The 17,918-nt window shown below is 33.6% G+C and carries 14 protein-coding genes; 12 read left to right on the plus strand and 2 right to left on the minus strand.

Annotation, left to right across the window (positions count from 1 at the left end):
• Position 1 precedes the first annotated feature (1 nt).
• Genes bluB through DK442_RS01335 form a run of 8 tightly spaced genes read left to right on the plus strand, consistent with a single transcriptional unit; the run spans position 2 to position 7,214 of the window.
• A complete protein-coding gene (bluB, locus tag DK442_RS01300; protein ID WP_109434035.1) occupies positions 2-664 on the plus strand; it encodes a 5,6-dimethylbenzimidazole synthase in 663 nt (220 codons plus the stop codon).
• Positions 665-688: 24 nt separating this feature from the next.
• Entirely contained in the window at positions 689-1,879 is a 1,191-nt protein-coding gene (cbiE, locus tag DK442_RS01305; RefSeq protein ID WP_109434036.1) for a precorrin-6y C5,15-methyltransferase (decarboxylating) subunit CbiE, read from the plus strand.
• Entirely contained in the window at positions 1,876-2,415 is a 540-nt protein-coding gene (locus DK442_RS01310) for a hypothetical protein (protein WP_109434037.1), read from the plus strand. Before cbiE ends, DK442_RS01310 begins: the two co-directional genes overlap by 4 nt.
• A gap of 40 nt (positions 2,416-2,455) precedes the next feature.
• On the plus strand, positions 2,456-4,309 hold the full coding sequence (gene cobM, locus DK442_RS01315) for a precorrin-4 C(11)-methyltransferase (protein WP_235010882.1): 1,854 nt from the start codon (positions 2,456-2,458) through the stop codon (positions 4,307-4,309).
• Positions 4,309-5,040 (plus strand): precorrin-6A/cobalt-precorrin-6A reductase, encoded by a 732-nt coding sequence (locus DK442_RS01320; RefSeq protein WP_109434038.1) that lies wholly within the window; start codon positions 4,309-4,311, stop codon positions 5,038-5,040. Before cobM ends, DK442_RS01320 begins: the two co-directional genes overlap by 1 nt.
• A 3-nt stretch (positions 5,041-5,043) precedes the next feature.
• Positions 5,044-6,141 (plus strand): cobalt-precorrin-5B (C(1))-methyltransferase, encoded by a 1,098-nt coding sequence (locus tag DK442_RS01325; RefSeq protein ID WP_109434039.1) that lies wholly within the window; start codon positions 5,044-5,046, stop codon positions 6,139-6,141.
• Entirely contained in the window at positions 6,138-6,848 is a 711-nt protein-coding gene (locus tag DK442_RS01330) for a hypothetical protein (protein WP_109434040.1), read from the plus strand. The genes DK442_RS01325 and DK442_RS01330 overlap by 4 nt, the downstream gene beginning before the upstream one ends.
• A 48-nt stretch (positions 6,849-6,896) precedes the next feature.
• Complete coding sequence (locus tag DK442_RS01335) at positions 6,897-7,214, plus strand: histidine kinase (protein WP_109434041.1); 318 nt, start codon at positions 6,897-6,899, stop codon at positions 7,212-7,214.
• 30 nt (positions 7,215-7,244) lie between these two features.
• On the opposite strand, the gene DK442_RS01340 is transcribed toward DK442_RS01335, so the two are convergent.
• A complete protein-coding gene (locus DK442_RS01340; RefSeq protein ID WP_109434042.1) occupies positions 7,245-8,408 on the minus strand; it encodes a response regulator in 1,164 nt (387 codons plus the stop codon).
• Positions 8,409-9,115: 707 nt separating this feature from the next.
• Between DK442_RS01340 and DK442_RS01350 the strand changes: the two genes are divergently transcribed.
• From DK442_RS01350 to DK442_RS01365, 4 genes are all read left to right on the plus strand, one after another.
• Positions 9,116-10,780, plus strand: coding sequence for an AAA family ATPase (locus tag DK442_RS01350; protein WP_109434044.1), 1,665 nt, complete (start codon positions 9,116-9,118; stop codon positions 10,778-10,780).
• Positions 10,781-10,791: 11 nt separating this feature from the next.
• The gene (locus DK442_RS01355; protein ID WP_109434045.1) at positions 10,792-12,123 is read left to right on the plus strand and encodes a cobyrinate a,c-diamide synthase; all 1,332 of its coding nucleotides are present in this window, start codon (positions 10,792-10,794) and stop codon (positions 12,121-12,123) included.
• Positions 12,124-12,257: 134 nt separating this feature from the next.
• A complete protein-coding gene (gene cobN, locus DK442_RS01360; RefSeq protein ID WP_109434046.1) occupies positions 12,258-16,004 on the plus strand; it encodes a cobaltochelatase subunit CobN in 3,747 nt (1,248 codons plus the stop codon).
• Between the two features lie 97 nt (positions 16,005-16,101).
• Positions 16,102-17,403: a serine hydrolase gene (locus tag DK442_RS01365; RefSeq protein ID WP_109434047.1), complete on the plus strand. Its 1,302-nt coding sequence runs from the start codon at positions 16,102-16,104 to the stop codon at positions 17,401-17,403.
• Between the two features lie 93 nt (positions 17,404-17,496).
• Here DK442_RS01365 and DK442_RS01370 read toward each other — a convergent pair whose 3' ends face one another.
• Positions 17,497-17,898: an HIT family protein gene (locus DK442_RS01370; RefSeq protein WP_109434048.1), complete on the minus strand. Its 402-nt coding sequence runs from the start codon at positions 17,896-17,898 to the stop codon at positions 17,497-17,499.
• Between the last annotated feature and the right edge of the window lie 20 nt (positions 17,899-17,918).

Genomic DNA, 17,918 nt, shown 5'->3' on the forward strand with positions numbered 1-17,918 from the left:
TATGGAGGAACAACCACAACGCATATTTACTAAAGAAGAGCAACAGTTACTCGAAGAAATCTTGGCACATCGAAGAGATGTTCGAGGGAATCATTTTCTAAATACTCCTATTCCTCAAAACGCTATTGACACTATTTTAGATGCTGCGCTTGCAGCTCCTTCTGTAGGCTTCTCACAACCTTGGGAATTTGTATTAATTAAAGATCAAACCACAAAACAAGCAATAAAAGCAACTTTCTCTGAAGAGACACAACGAGCAGCTCTGTTGTTTGAAGACCAAAAACAAAAAGAATATATCAAACTTAAGTTAGAAGGGATTGTAGAATCTCCTCTAAACATAGCTGTATTTTACAAACCAAAAGATGGCCCTGTACTAGGACAAACTAGCATGCCTAATATGGGTAAATACAGTGTAGTTTGTGCAATACAAAATATGTGGCTCATGGCTAGATCCCTCAATATTGGAATGGGATGGGTGAGCATTTTGGATCCTGAAAAAGTAAAAATCGTACTTAACGCTCCCTCTGAGAATCAATTAATCGGTTATTTATGCTTTGGATATACTGATATGTTTTATAATCAACCTGAATTAGAACTCAAAAAATGGGATCGCAAAAAACTCCAAAAAGACGTAGTCTTTGAAGAAAAGTATAAATCTCCTTAGATTACAGAATATTATATTGACATTATGATGATTTTTCATGTAATAGGTATCGCAAATAAGACACCCAGTTTCACGATAGAGCAGCAACAGGTGATTCTTAACACTGCAATATTCAGTGGAGGAAAACGCCATTATAAATTAGTCAAAAACAAACTTCCGGAAAATCATAAATGGATTCACATTGCATCACCAATGGCAGATGTATTTAATGCTTATCAAAAAGCAAACGAACCTATTGTCATTTTTGCCTCTGGAAACCCTTTATTTTATGGATTTTCAAACACATTACAACATAAATTTCCTAATGCAAAAATTATAACCACACCGTATTTTAGTTCAATTCAACTACTTGCCAATGCAACAAATACAAATAGTAATCAATTACAAACTGTAAGTGTTCATGGAAGAAACTGGAATGCTTTTGATGCTATTCTAATTCAGCAAAAAGAATTGATCGGTGTATTAACCGATACAGAAAAAACTCCGGCCATCATTGTGCAACGCATGTTAGAATATGGTTATTCGAATTATGAAATCATTATAGGAGAAGATATTGAAGGAGATCGGGAACAATTTCATGAGTTGACATTAATAGAAGCTTCAAAAAGAATGTTTCATCCATTAAACTGTGTGCTCCTCAAAAAGAAATTTCATCGTACTATTGATTTTGGAATAAAGGATCTTCATTTTATAGGTTTGCCGAATAGGCCAAATATGATTACTAAGATGCCTATTCGACTAACAACATTACATCTTTTAGAGGTTATAAATAGTAACATACTTTGGGATATCGGATTTTGTACCGGATCTATAAGTATTGAAGCAAAACTAAAAAATCCAAACCTCGAAGTCATTGCTTTCGAAAAAAGACAAGAATGCGAACGTATTATCATAGAAAACCAGAAACGTTTTGGTGTTCCTGATGTTAAGATAATAATTGGAGATTTTTTTGAACAAGACCTTAGTCAATTTCCAAAACCAGATGCTATTTTTATTGGCGGACATGGTGGTAAATTAGAAGAACTCTTTCTCAAAATTCATCCTTTTCTAAAACCAGAAACCAATATTGTCATTAATACAGTCAAAGAAAACTCAATAGAACTGTTTAAAAAAGGTTGTTCAAAAATCGGATACAGTATCAATAATACTCATAAAATAAGCTTGGATTTACATAATACAATTACCTTACTAAAAGCCAAAAGGGAAATAAAATGATAAAAAAAATATTCTTCTGGGGTTGTGTTTTAATCGGATATACAGTTTTTGGGCAGGATATTGTAAAAAAAGAAGTTCTTAAACAAGAAGTAGATACACTACATTTTCAACCTGGAAACTTCACCACAGTAAGGCAAATTTCAGTACGTATAGGTGCAGGGTTACAAAATGATTTTTATTCTGAAGTTGGAGCAGCATTACATACCTGCAGATATGGAGATACAGGTTATTTTTCTAAAGCTTATTATGCAGCTTTAGAATGGATGCCTGATCAAAACAATGATATTTATGGCATAAAAATCGGTTACGAGACAAGTGCTTTATTATTAATTACAGGCTTAGAAATAAAATATCAAACAGATTTTAAAATAAATGATATTGTAATCACTCCAAAAATAGGTTTAGGTATATTTGGTGATGCCAATATATTTTATGGATATAATATATCTACAAATAACACCCCTTTTTCTAGAATAAGGAATCATCAATTTTCGATTGTATTTAATTTAAATAAACATTTTCTAAGATATCCTTAACCAATATCTTTGACAATTAAAAGGTCCTAATAACATACGCATGTCAGAACCCATTATAAAAGTTGCAATACTCTGTTTTACAGATCAAGGATTATCTATCGCTAAAACATTACAAAAAGAGTTTTATCGTTCCAAAATTCTCACAACCAGAGATACTACTTCCAGTAAGGATATCAAACAGATTGATTCTGTAGCCGAGCTAATGAAAAATTCTTTTCACAACTATGATGCTTGGATTTTTATAGGAGCTTTGGGTATTTGTGTTCGTAGTATAGCACATCATATCGAGGACAAAACTACAGATCCAGCTGTTATTAATATAGATGATCAAGGTAAATTTGTCCAGTCGGTATTAAGTGGTCATATTGGTAGAGCAAATGTTGTTACCAAACAAATAAGTAAAATACTAGATGCACAAGCTGTGATATCTACTTCGAGTGATTTGCAAGAATTATGGGCATTAGATACACTTGCAGAAAGATATCGCTGGAAAGTAAAAAGTTCTATTAGCACCAATGAAATTATCTCTTTGTTTGTAAATAGAAAATCAACTGCACTGATCCTAAAAACCAAAGACAAAGGAACTCAATACCTCGAAAAAACATGTCCAGATTTTGTTGACATATTTTACAACCTCGATGATTGTGATATAAACGAATACGAGTTACTAATTTATATAGGGTATGAAGTTTTTGATAGTAAAACTCCAATAATCTCATATTATCCTGCTTGTATTGCAATAGGAAGTGGTTGTGCTAAAGACATAGAACCTTCATTATTAATCAAGGGATTAGAATCTGCATTAGAAAAAGAAAATGTAGCTATAGAAAGTGTATATGCTATCGGATCTGCAACAATCAAGAATAAAGAGCAGGCTTACCTTGATTTTGCAAAACAATATAACATCCCATTTATAACATATTCAGGCGAAGAACTTAATACTATTACCGTAGCTAACCCATCAGAAGTAGTAAAAAAGAAAGTTGGAGTATATGGCGTTTCTGAAGCAGCAGCTGCTTTGATTGCTGATCAGTCAACTTGGCTTACAGAAAAAACAAAAGTGTTGACTCAATCAGGTAAGAAATTCACCTATGCTTTTAGTTTATTAAGCGTATATGAACGTAAAGCTAGTATTGCTATTGTAGGTGCTGGATCTGGAGATCCAGAATTATTAACTCTAAAAGGGCAATATATTTTAGAAAATGCAGATTGTATTTTATACGCAGGTAGTTTGGTCCCAGAAGCATTAACTCATATGGCAAAAGAAGGAGCTTTGGTTCGCAATTCTGCCTCTATGACCCTAGAAGAACAAGTAGCGATCATGGATCAATATTATGCACAAGGAAAATCCATTGTTCGTTTACATTCTGGTGACCCTTCAATTTATGGAGCGATACAAGAGCAAATGACTATTTTTGACGAAAAAGGATATGAATATTATATCGTTCCGGGGATTTCATCATTTCAGGCTGCGGCAGCGCATCTAAAATCAGAATTTACTATTCCCGAAATAGCGCAAACTATTATCCTTACCAGAGGTGAAGGTAATACTCCAATGCCAGAGCATGAGAAAATAGCAGATATGGCAAAATTGAGAGCTACCATGTGTATTTTCTTAAGCGTAGGTATTGCAAAAAAAATACAGGGGCAACTCTTAGAACATTATCCAGAAGACACTCCGTTAGCCATATTGTATCGAGTGAGCTGGCCAGATGAGCAGGTATGGACAGGTAAACTTTCAGAGTTAACTACAATAATTAAAGAAAATAAACTCACTAGAACGGTTATGATTGTAGTAGGAGAAGCTATTGGAGCTCGAAAAAATCGCTCTTGGTTGTACGATGATAAATGGCATCATATTTTTAGAAAAAAAGAAAAAACAATTCAATCCTGATGATACTTGTATTTGGCGGAACTACAGAAGGTAAATGTGTTGCTAAAACATTGGATGAACTAGATATTCAATACTATTATTCTACTAAAACCAAAGTAGAGTATATTGGAAAAGGAATTCCGATATTTGGTGAAATGACTACAACGTTATTAGAAGCTTTCTGTAAGAAACAGAATATTACTCATATCATCAATGCTTCTCATCCTTTTGCGATACAATTACATCAAACCATTGCTAATATTTCTCTGGAATTACCTTTAATACGTTTTCAGAGAAAGCATTCTCCCAGAACTTTACATCGACTTGTTTCTTATGTTGATACCTTTGAAGAAGCCATACATCATTTTAATAAAAACCACTATCAATCATTACTTGCTCTATCTGGAGTACAAACTATTATAAAGTTAAAAATGTATTGGAAAACCTATCCTACTTGGTTTCGAATTTTGGATAGAGATTCTTCCCGAGCAATAGCTACAGCAACTAACTTTCCTAAAACTCATTTACTATTTGGGTATCCACAAACTAAAAATGAAGAAATAGCTTTGTTTACTAAAATAGCGCCAGAAGTAATTTTTACCAAAGAAAGTGGAAATAATGGAAAATTAGAAGAGAAAATACAAGCTGCATTGGCTATAAACATTCCTATTGTTATTTTAAAAAAACCAGAAATTTCTAATCGGTATCTTTGTGTTGATGCAGCAGATGAATTAAACAAGTTAGTAACTTAATTTTTGGGAGAACTAAAAGACATACCAGATAAACCATTACGTAGAGGTTATACTACAGGAGCTTGTGCAACTGCTTGTACAAAAGCAGCTTTATTAAGTTTAGTCACTCAACAAAAAATCAAAGAAACACAAATACAATTACCTATTGGGGAAACGGTTACATTTCTGGTTGAGTTAGTTTCACTCACCCAAAAAGAAGCTACATATTCTACCATAAAAGATGCTGGTGATGATCCTGATGTAACCCATCAGGCAGAGATTATGGCTACTGTCAATCTTAATACCACTGGGGACATTATTTTTAAAAGAGGAGAAGGGGTTGGACTAGTAACACTTCCCGGGTTAGAAATCTCTGTAGGAGAACCTGCTATTAATCCTGTACCCAGGGAAATGATGAGCATCGTTTGCAAAAAAATACTATCTGATTACCAACTCGAAACTAATGGTGTGACAATCATAATATCTGTAAAAAACGGCGAACAATTAGCAAAAAGAACACTTAATAGTCGTCTGGGGATTTTACATGGAATTTCAATTTTAGGAACCACCGGCATTGTGACTCCTTTTTCTGCTGCCTCTTACATTGCTAGTATTCGACAAGGAATAGATGTGGCCATAGCTAATGGAAAAACTCAATTGTTAATTAATTCGGGGGCACGTAGTGAAAAAATGTTGAAAGCATTATTTCCTGAAATTGATGATATTTCATGTGTGCACTATGGTAATTGGATACAAGAAACTTTTGAGAAAATTGACAAATCCCCGCAGATTACTAAAGTATTTATGGGTATAATGTTAGGTAAAGCAGCAAAATTAGCACAAGGTAATACCAACACCCATAGCGGAAAAACAACTTGGGATAAAAACTTCATCCATCAACTGGCGATAGAAGCAGGCTATCCAATAGAAATTGCCAACAAAGTTTTATCACTAAATATGGCAGGACGTCTAAGGGAAATTTTTACTTTTACAACCCAAGAAAAATTTTATCAAAAACTAATAGAACGATGCCATTACCATTGTCAGAAAATAGCTCCAAAAGTGCAGCTTCAAATATATTTGATCAATAATGATGGAATCCATATAGCATATACTTTATGAACATAATGAATCTTGCCCGACCTCTAATCGCAGGAGTATTACATTCTTTTGAACCCGATCATATGTCCGCGGTTTCTGTATTGGCAGCAGAAAATGCTATTAAGAAGAAAAAAGTATCTTTCAAAACTGTATTTACAGCATCTCAGTGGGCATTAGGACATTCTGTTACTTTGTTAATGTTTGGTGGAATTGCGCTAGTATTTAGAGCGGCGTTGCTCACTTTTGTTGAAAGTATTTCCTTCTGGGCAGAATTTTCTGTTGGTCCTATTATGATTTGGCTAGGCGTAATGGCAATTCGTAGAAATCATAAGATCAATGCAATGATGGCTGATCATAAAAAAATAGAAGCCCATGAACATCTTGCTAATAATCCAATTCATTTACATGGTAAAACCGGTGAAGAAATAGCTATGAATCCTATCAATCGATCTTTTTGGATCGGTATGCTCCATGGGTTAGCTGGAACTGGAGGTGCACTTACCTCAGCACTTATTATTAGTGCTGATACTATATCCGATGCAATATTAATCCTAATTGTAGAGTCTATTGGTATTATTTTCTCTATGGCTGTCTATAGCTATGTCCTTATTTTTACCATGAGTCGTTTTATAGAACGTAATATATCCGTTTTTAAATGGATGAATGGTGTAATTGGTATTATTTCTATACTAGTTGGATTGATGGTATTACAAAGTGTACTTTTTTAATAATTCAAATAATTTTGTTTATCACGTTCTAATCAAAAAATCACTTCAATGGAACAACCAAACTTATCAGAGATTAATAAGCTATCTAATGGGGATAAAATTTTTGAAGAAAAAATTTTTAATGTTATCAAAAAAGAATTCCCGTTAGAAAAAGATCAATACTTCAGTAATTTAGAGCATAAAAACCTTATAAAAGCTGCAGAAGACGTCCATAAATTAAAGCACAAGATCAGTATTCTCGGACTTGAAAAAAGTTATGAAATTGCTACTGATTATGAAAACAATTTAAAAAAAGGAAGTTACAAACTAAAGGAAGATTTTGAAAAAACTCTACAAGTGATCACAGAATATATAAATACACTATAATTTATACCTATTTCCTTTTAGCCATACCACTTACCTAACCTTGGATTTGACTTTAAAGTTATAATAATAAGCAATTTGGGCAAGCTGCCCTACAATTTTCACAGAATCTTTCATAGATAGTTTGGAACCATCTGCATGTATCCAACGTTTAAGAGGTTGCTCACATATATAGGAAATTGCTTTTTCTCTTCCATAAAATTTACGCATCTTCATAAAAATCTCTACATCAAACAACCATTTTGTTATAAACTTCTCTCGAAACATTTCATTCGCTATTTCTTTATCCATGATTTTAGCTCCACATTGTGTATCATTAAAAGACATGCTTAAGATATTTCGAATAATCAAATTAATGGTTTTACTGATAATTTTTCGTGCTGACTCTTTGGTAATGTTTGCTCCCATCCTACTCATTCTGGAGCCGCTTACAATTTTAAACTTGGAAGATTCTATAGTTTTAACCAAATCATCAAAATCTTTAAAATCTGTTGATAAATCAGCATCCAAATATCCTATATAGTCTAACTGTGAGTCCTTGGCAAGATGAAGAACCCCTTGTCTTACTGCCTCTCCTTTTCCACCATTTTTAACACAATTATAGACACTAATGTTATCTTCTCTACCTTCAGATAATTTTTTTAACACTTCTAATGTATTGTCTGTACTTCCATCATTAACAAAACATAAATGGTATCCTAGATTACTATGGGTAAAATCAATGAATTCTTTACTTAAAATTCTTTTTTCTTCGTTATAACAAGGTATTACAACACCAACACAATGTCTTTGTAACATTTGACCTTTAGAACTATTGTCTAACTTTTTTTTCGATTTTATACCAAATATTCTCGCTATTCGTGCCGAAATTTCATTCAGAGATAATGGCTTTTTCATATAATCATCTATCCCCAGATCAAATCCATCTACGATAGTATCCTCATTGGTATTACCAGACATCACCAAAATCTTAACATCTGACTTTTTTTCTTGACGAATATTTTCAATTACTTCAAGACCAGACATTCCATCCATATTAATATCAACGATTACAATATCTGGTTTAAAACTATCAAAAAGTTCTAATCCGGATTGCCCATCACTGGCACATTTAATAGTGTATCCTATATCAGACAGATGTTTTTCTAAGGATAATAAAACAAGTTGTTGATCATCTATTGCCAAAATTTTTTTCATTCAAAGTAGGTTTTACGATATAACCATCCTATACATTAATACAGAATATATCGTTGTTCAAAAACTAAATAGGGGTAATTAAAAAAACAGGGATTTTAACGTACACGAACCTTATCGACTTCCGTATTCGTTTACATTTTGACAAGAAATGACTAACTCTTTGTTATCAAAGAAAAGTAATAACTATTCTAAAAATAGGAAATTATTGGGGAATTAAGTTTGTAAAGTATTTATATTTTATAAAACACTTCTTAATTTTTGTCGTATTTAAATCAAAATTAGAGATGTGTTTCAATTTATTTCTTAATAAAGGTAAAATTCCTAATCAAGAATACCCAGGTTTTAAAGCGCTAACCAGAAAAACAGCGTCATGTTTGTCCTCTAGCTTTTTTTTTAATTTAATTTGTTTAACAAAAAAGAAGAGGAAAGAAAATTCGAACTATTCAAAAAATAATGGATGTTCTATATTCTTCAGAAAGAGTATGGTGCCAGGTGTGTTTATTTTTATCTTAAAGGCCCTAATTTTGAAAAAAGGGTGTTGCTTATACCTTATGCACCAAACTTTTCAATTGATGAAAGTTCTATCAAAACAGGAATAAATTATTTTCCATCAAAGATTTTAGAAAGATTAAATGATTGAACTTATAAAAAACCTTAATTCATAACTGTTATAAATCCGTATTTTTACATTTCATATAAAGATACAGATGCCATCAAAATATAGTTATCCTTTTACTGCAATACCAGCTCAAGAAGATTTGAAATTATGTTTACTACTCAACCTAGTAGATCCTAGTATAGGAGGAGTTCTGGCTACAGGTGATAAAGGAACCGCTAAAACAACCATGGTACGTGGATTGAGTCAATTAATGGGAAGTGATTTTCCATTTGTGAATCTACCCATTGGTGCTACAGAGGATAGAGTACTGGGGAGTATTAATCTGGAAGCTTTAATTAATCAAAAAACAACCGTTGTCGATAAAGGTTTATTAGCACAAGCTCATCTAGGTTTTTTATATATTGATGAGGTTAATCTATTAAATGATTATTTAATGGATGTTTTACTAGATGCATCCGCAACAGGTGGTTATCATCTGGAGCGAGAAGGAATCTCCCAATGGATGGACAGTCGTTTTTGCCTGGTAGGCACTATGAATCCAGAAGAAGGTTCGTTACGTCCTCAGTTATTAGACCGATTTGGTTTGAGTGTTACAATTCAAACCCCTACAGACAAAAAAATACGTTCTCAGATAGCTATGCAACGTCTTACCTTTGATAGTGATCCTGTTGGATTCTATCAACAATTTGAAAAAAAAGAACAATCTATTAAAGAACAGGTCCTTTTAGCAAAACAGCAATTACGAACCATCCAAATTCCTGAAAGTGTTCAAGAACTATGTTCAGCATTAACAATTACTAACCAGGTAGAAGGAATGCGCGCAGATATTTTGTTACTCAAAACTGCCAGAGCCTATGCGGCTTATTATAATCTCTCAGAAGTGACTTCAGAAATGGTAAATACCATTGCTCCTTTCGTTTTACAACACAGAGCTAAGGAATATACGCCACCAAATGATCCAGGTACTAACGATAATAATGATAAGGAAAAAAAGCAATCGCAAGAGGAAACAACACCTCAACAATCATCTAACAATTCTGAATTTCAATTACCCGAATCTGTACAACAAGGCCTGCAATTCTCTGCACCAAAAAATAACAAAAAACAAGAGATAAAATTGGATGCCCTTGATACCGTTTCATTAGCTTCTTATCCTGCAAAACAACATACCGAACTTGCTATAGTAAAATCTGTAAAAGCATATTTAAAAACAGGAATATTTAACCCTGTTTATAAACAACTCATTCAAAAGTCAACGGCTCGTATTGTATTTTTGGTCGACACCAGTACTTCTATGGCTTTAGATCACCAAATGGGGTATTTAAAAGGAATTATTGAAAAAACAATAATATCATATCCACTACAAAAGATACAATATGCTATTGTGGGGTTACACAATACAACCGCTAAAATTCTACAAGAATTCACATCTAATACTAAGCAAATTGTTACAACTAATTATCAATTAAAAACTGGTGGAAAAACCAATTTGGGTGCTGCATTTTTTAAAGTATATGAATTATTGAGATCTTTAAATACTCAGACTACACAGTTATTTATTTTTACAGACGGAAAAGCAAATACAGGAGCTAAAGATCCATTTCAATATGCTATAACTACATACAAAACATACCTTAGTAAAATACCAAAAACTACCGTTATAGATACAGAGCGTGGTTTTTTAAAATTAGGTAAAGCCAAACAACTAGCAGAGCAACTAAAACTCAATTATTCGGTCGTTTCTGATTTTTAATATTTATACAAATGTCCAAAGCATTTTTAATAGCTGCTCCATGGAGTAATTCAGGAAAAACAACACTTACCTTAGGAATACTACGTTGGTTTCTTAATCAAGGATATAGAGTGCAACCCTTTAAATGCGGACCTGATTACATCGATACCATTCATCATAGTACTGCTGCCAAAAAACCAGCTATTAACTTAGATACGGTGATGATGCCAAAGGAGCATGTGATATCCATTTTTAACAAATATCAACAAGCTTCTGATATTAGTATTATCGAAGGTGTCATGGGATTGTTTGATGGTGCTGTTAAAGATCAGGGAAGCTCGGCAGAAATTGCCAAACTTTTAGACATACCCGTAATTCTTGTTGTTAATGCGAGTAGTATGGCTTATACTATTGCTCCTATTTTACATGGATTAAAAACATTTGACCCCGAAGTTAACATAGCTGGAGTAATTTTTAATTTTGTGAAAACTGAGTCACACTATGTCTTTCTTAAAGAGGCATGTGATGTTGTTGGAATTCCATCTTTAGGATATATTCCTCCTAACGAAGAAATTGCTATTCCATCTCGTCATCTGGGGTTACATATTGATCATACTTTTGAAAATGTTATTGAGAAAGCAGCTTCTCATATAGCAAATAACATCTCTATATCTAAACTATTAGAATCTATAAAAGATACTAAAAATGGTAGGAAAGAAAAACCAGTAAAAGAGATAATTCCTAAAACAAAAACGATTGCTATTGCTAAAGACGAAGCCTTTAGTTTTACATATTTAGAAAACCTGAAATGGCTTGAAACGATAGGAAATGTCATCTATTTTAGCCCAATACACGATACAAAACTTCCTGATGCTGATTATATTTATTTAGCAGGTGGGTATCCAGAATTACATCTTCAAAAGTTATCTAAAAATACAGCTATGAGAGCTCAGATCAAGGCAGCAGCTGATCGGGGGGTTACGATTTATGCAGAATGCGGAGGGATGATGTATTTGGGAAATACTATTATTGATGAGGATTCAGTCGCATACCCTATGGTCGGGGTTTTTCCATTGAATACTTCTATGGAAGGCAAAAAGTTGTCTTTAGGGTATCGAAAAGTAGTATGGAATGATTTGGAAATATGGGGACATGAATTTCACTATTCCAAGGTCTCAGGTGATGATACCATTCTTAGTACGGGGAAAGTATTTTCTGCAAGAGGAAAAGAAGTTCCCACAAAAATATATACCTATCAAAACGTATATGCCAGCTATATTCATTTATATTGGGCGGCAATAAACCCAAATTCTATATTAAGTTTTTTATTCCAATCTAAATCTACTTCAAATACTGATACATAAACCAATTTTGATTCTCACCTTAGCTATTGGCTGCGCTTTCGAATTAAAATAGATTTGGAGCACCACTCTTTATTGTATATTTGGTTTTCATTACAAAATCCCAATACAGAGTTTGGGTTAAAACAAGAAAACCTATGCATTTAGTCGCAACCATACCCGGTGGATGGAATCCAAATGATGATGAAATTTTTTATATAGATCAGCAACCGGGCGATATTGTATTTTTAAGTGCAGGAGATACCGAAATTCATACGCTGAATGAAGCGTATAAACAATTATACGAAATAGATGGAGAATCCTTGCCAAGTTTGCGTATGACCAACCTGGTATATCTTAAACAAGAATTAACAATCGACACCTATCTGGATGAAGTACTTGAAAAGGCTAAGGTAATTGTATGCAGCATGTTAGGAGGCATTAGTTATTATAAATATTTGGTAGAATCCCTGGTTGCATTGCAAGAACGAATTGGTAATACTGTACTATTTTTACCCGCTCATGAACCCGATTTTGAATTGATGAAATTATCCTCTGCAGATATTCATATTGTGCACCAGTGCAGACAATATTTACAAGAAGGAGGAAAAGAAAATACTATTGCGCTTTTCAATTACCTACGGCATACCTTTTTTGATGCACAACTCACTATCACTCCTGCTCAATCAATAGTCGATACTTTCTTATATACTGCGGATAAAGGAATGCTTACCCAAGAGGCTTTAGAAACTTCTTTGGATACTGGCAAACCCAACGTGGTGATATTGGCATATCGCACTCATTATCTTTCTGATAATGTAGCTCCAATACATGAGATGAGTGAAGCATTACATGTTCGAGGAATGAATACTTTTGTAGTTTTCGCCAGTAACTTAAGAGATGCAAAACTAGTAGAACAAGTGCAGCAATTAATGACACATTCAGGGAAGCGAGAAGTCCATACAATTATTAATACTACAGGGTTTACCATCAAACCGATGGATGGATCCACTTTTATTTTTGAAAATCTAAAAGTTCCTGTATTACAAGCTATATTTTCTACATCTAATAAAGATGTTTGGAAGGATGGCCTTTTTGGATTACCTCCTACAGATATTGCCATGAATATTGCATTGCCAGAAATTGACGGACGTATTATAGGCCGTGCAGTATCTTTTAAAAAAGAAATAGAAAAGGATACGCTTACTGACAGTTCTATTCTAAAATATGAAGCCTATACTCCTGCCTGCGAATTTATGGCAGAATTGGCGCAGCATTGGACAACACTACAGTATAAAAAAAATAGTAAAAAGAAAATAGCCATTATTTTACCCAACTATCCTAATAAAGATAGCCGTCTAGCTAATGGTGTAGGATTAGATACTCCAGAAAGTTGTATTGTTTTACTAAACGCTCTCAAATTGAAAGGATATAACGTAGGAGAACAGTTACCCAAAAGTGGAACCGAGTTAATGCATTGGATCACACAAGTAACTACCAACGATGTAACCACAACAATAACCAGACCACATACTTTGGTATTTGACCATACAGCATTTCAACAATGTTTCTCTGCATTATCAGAAGAACTCAGAAACAAAATAACTGAGCATTGGGGAACACCAGAAGACGACCCATATCATACAGGAAAAGGGTTTATCATTTCTGGGTTTTTATTGGGAAATATCTTCGTAAGTATTCAACCTTCCAGAGGTTATAATCAGGATCCACAAGCAATTTATCATTCTCCTGATTTGCCTCCAACCTATCAATACTTAGCCTATTATTTTTGGTTACAAACAACATACGGTACTGATGCGGTGATCCACTTAGGAAAACATGGTAACCTCGAATGGTTACCTGGTAAGAGTGTGTCGTTGGATCCTGAGACTTGCTTTCCAGCAGCAGTATTTGGAGCATTACCCCATTTTTATCCTTTCATTATTAATGATCCGGGAGAAGGAACACAGGCGAAAAGAAGAAATCAAGCTGTGATTATAGATCATCTGATTCCGCCAATGACTCGTGCAGAAAGTTATGGTAGTTTGATGAAGTTAGAACATTTGGTAGATGAATATTATGAAGCTGCTTCCTTAGACCCTAAACGATCTCGTGCATTAGAAAAAGAAATAGCAACACTGGTTAAAGAAACAAAACTGAATGTAGATTTAGGAATTGCTTCTGATGATGTGGATGAACTATTAGTGAAGCTGGATGGGTATTTATGTGAATTGAAAGAAGCACAGATTAGAGATGGATTGCATATTTTTGGAAAAGCACCTATTGACGAACAGTTGATTGACTTATTAATCGCTTTGCATCGTGTCCCTGGATATGGAAAGGAAGGTATTACCCAGTCACTAGCCAAAGATTTCAATATTACAGAAAATATCTTAGAGATCCCATATACAGAGGTGATGAACCTAACTATTGAAGGTATATTTTGTAAAACAGCAGGTCAGGTTATTGCTCAATTAGAAGATATTGTAAAACGATTATTGATTTCTTATTTAGAAGAAAGTAACATCCCAAAACAATACCCTCTGACTGCTCAGATGTTAGAATACATTAAATTTAACACCTTACTAAAAGTTCAAAAAACAACTGATGAATTAGACTTTTTACTCTCTGGATTAGACGGTCAATACATACCTTCTGGTCCTTCTGGAGCTCCAACCCGTGGTCGATTAGATTTATTACCTACCGGTCGAAATTTTTACTCTGTGGATGTGCGTACCATTCCTACCGAAACTGCATATCGATTAGGCAAAAAAAGCGCACAATTGATTATTGATCGATACTTACAGGAAAATGGTGATTACCCTGAAACTATTGGGATTTCTGTATGGGGAACATCGACTATGCGAACAGGAGGAGATGATATTGCTCAGGCATTTGCTTTGATGGGTGTCCGCCCTATTTGGAAAAACGTAAACCGTAGAGTCACTGATTTTGAAGTAATTCCATTAATCAAATTAGGAAGACCTCGAGTGGATGTAACTTTACGTATCTCAGGTTTTTTTAGAGACGCTTTCCCTGATGTGATCAACCTATTTAATGCTGTGGTTACACGATTGGCAAATCTAGATGAGCCTGTTGAGGATAATCCAATCCGTAAACGTTTTTTAACAGAGCAACAACAATGGCAAACACAAGGATTACCAGAGAAAGAAGCCTCACAACGAGCTTTGTATAGAGTATTTGGCTCTAAACCTGGTGCCTATGGAGCAGGACTACAAGCTGTGATTGATGAAAAAAACTGGCAAACTCAGGAAGATCTAGCCAAAGTGTATATTAACTGGAGTGGTTATGCGTATGGAAGTTCTAAAAAGGGAGTATCTGCTCATGAATCATTTCAGAATCGATTGCAGGCCATGCAAATCGTAATGCAGAATCAAGATAATAGAGAGCATGACATTTTGGATAGTGATGATTACTACCAGTTTCATGGTGGATTGGCGAATGCGGTGAAAACTGTAAAAGGAGATGATGCCGAGATTTATTTTGGGGATAACTCCAGACCCGAAACTCCTAAAGTAAAAACCTTAAAAGAAGAACTACTAAAAGTGTATCGATCTCGGGTGGTTAATCCAAAATGGATTAAAGGTGTACAACGACATGGATATAAAGGGGCATTTGAAATGGCTGCTACCTTGGATTATCTATTTGCTTATGATGCGACTACCAATCTCATTGATGATTTTATGTACGAAGGTATTACCGAAAGTTATCTATTAGCTCCAGAAAACAAAGAGTTTATACAACAAAATAATCCTTGGGCATTAAAAGACATGAGTGAGCGTCTGCTCGAAGCTATACAACGTGGCATGTGGAAAAACCCATCAGATGAGATGAAACAGGAGTTAGAAGATTTATATCTTAAAGGTGAGGGTATTGTAGAATAATTTTTTTTTAAAGAAAGGTAGACCAATGCTTCTATTGGTTCATTTATAAGTTTAGTTTTTTATTGATTTGTTATTTAATAAATCAATAAACATCATCATGTACTTTCTCTTAAAAGAAATCGATACTAATTCTTTAAGTTTTAAATTTCTAAATTGGACTTCAATTCCGTTTGATAATACCCTAAAAAAGATACAACAGGTAATATTACTATTATCTATTCTTTTTATGATTCCATCTTGTCAATCAGATGATATCGTTTCAAAGAAGGATGAGGAATTAAATCTCGAATTAGAACAATTATACAAGTCATCACCTCTAGTTGGGTTTTCTGTATCTATTGTAGATAATAATGATGTTTTATATCAAAATTCATTTGGATATGCTGACACAAAGGAAGACAAAAAATATACAGAATATACTACACAAGCTATTGCATCCATCTCTAAAACGGTTATTGCGTTAGCATTAATGAAAGCTGTCGAACAAGAAAAACTTGATTTGGATACCGATATTAACCAATATTTACCTTTTGAAGTAAAACATCCACATTATTTAGAGAAACCTATCACAATCCGCCATTTAGCTACACATACTTCAGGAATTAAAGGCGTTCAAGAAATAGATTATAGGTCTTATATTTTTGAAAATCTTTCTGAAATTGATCTTTCTATTTATCCTCCAGAATCTAAACCTTTTTTTGACTTTGTAAAAGCAAATGTTGATATAGATGATGCTACCTATTTAGAAAAAGCACTTGCTATAGATGGCGAATGGTATGACGTCTCTAATTTTTCAATGAATGCACCTGGAGAAAAATATGAATATAGTAATATAGCTTCAAATTTAGCAGCATATGTTATCGAACACGCAACAGGTATTTCCTATGAAGAATATACCCACCTATACATATTTAAACCTTTAGAAATGAATACGACCAGTTGGGGAAAAGATAACATAACTGCTGATACCCATGCTACATTATATTTGAATAAAGATTTAGAAATCCCTAACTATACTAGAATAGCAGTAGCATCTGGGGAGTTAACAACAAACAATTCAGACTTTAACAGGTATTTTATAGAAATGATTAAAGGGTATAATGGAAAAGGAAAATTATTATCAACAGAGCATTATAAAGAAATATTTACCCCTCAAACAACTCATGAAGAAATAAAGGATACTACAGGAGGATTATTTTGGATAATTAATAACAAAGGTAATATTGAGCATTCGGGAGGGGGTCTGGGAATTGTTACATCTTGTCTTTTTAACCCTACTACAAATAAAGGATATTATTTTATGACTAATATATTAGAAGATGCTGTACTCAACCCTGATGTTTCGACACCAATTAATAAAATTTTGGAAACCTTAGATATATATATGGATAAATATTAGTTTAAAGAATTCAGTAACAAATAGCTGTAAAGAATAGGTTCTTTACTTTTAAATTTTTTTTCTATTATCCCCGTACTGTCGACAATTTAGGTTTCATTTAATTTTATCCAGCATATCATCAAAATCTTTTACTAATTCTGAGTCTTTGTTCCATTTAATATTTTGACCATCTCCTCTTTTTCTGGGAACAATATGGAAATGAAGATGAAATACTTCTTGTTGTGCAACTGCTCCGGAGTTGCTAATAATTTGGATATTATGAATTCCTAGTTTTTCTTCAAATAGCTTAGCAACTTTCTTTACAGAAGTAATTACGCTACGTAATTCTTGCTCTGGAATATCAAAAATAGTAGTATAATGTTTTTTGGGAATGACCAAAGTATGATATCTAGTTGCCGGATATATATCAAAAAAAGCATAGGTATCCTCTGTTTCATATACTTTCCAGGATTTGGCTTCTCCTTTTACAATTTTGCAGAATATACAATCACTCATGAGTTTTTAATATAACTATA

Origin of the sequence: Aquimarina sp. AU119 (genome assembly GCF_900312735.1) — a bacterium.
GTDB classification, from domain to species: Bacteria; Bacteroidota; Bacteroidia; order Flavobacteriales; family Flavobacteriaceae; genus Aquimarina; species Aquimarina algiphila.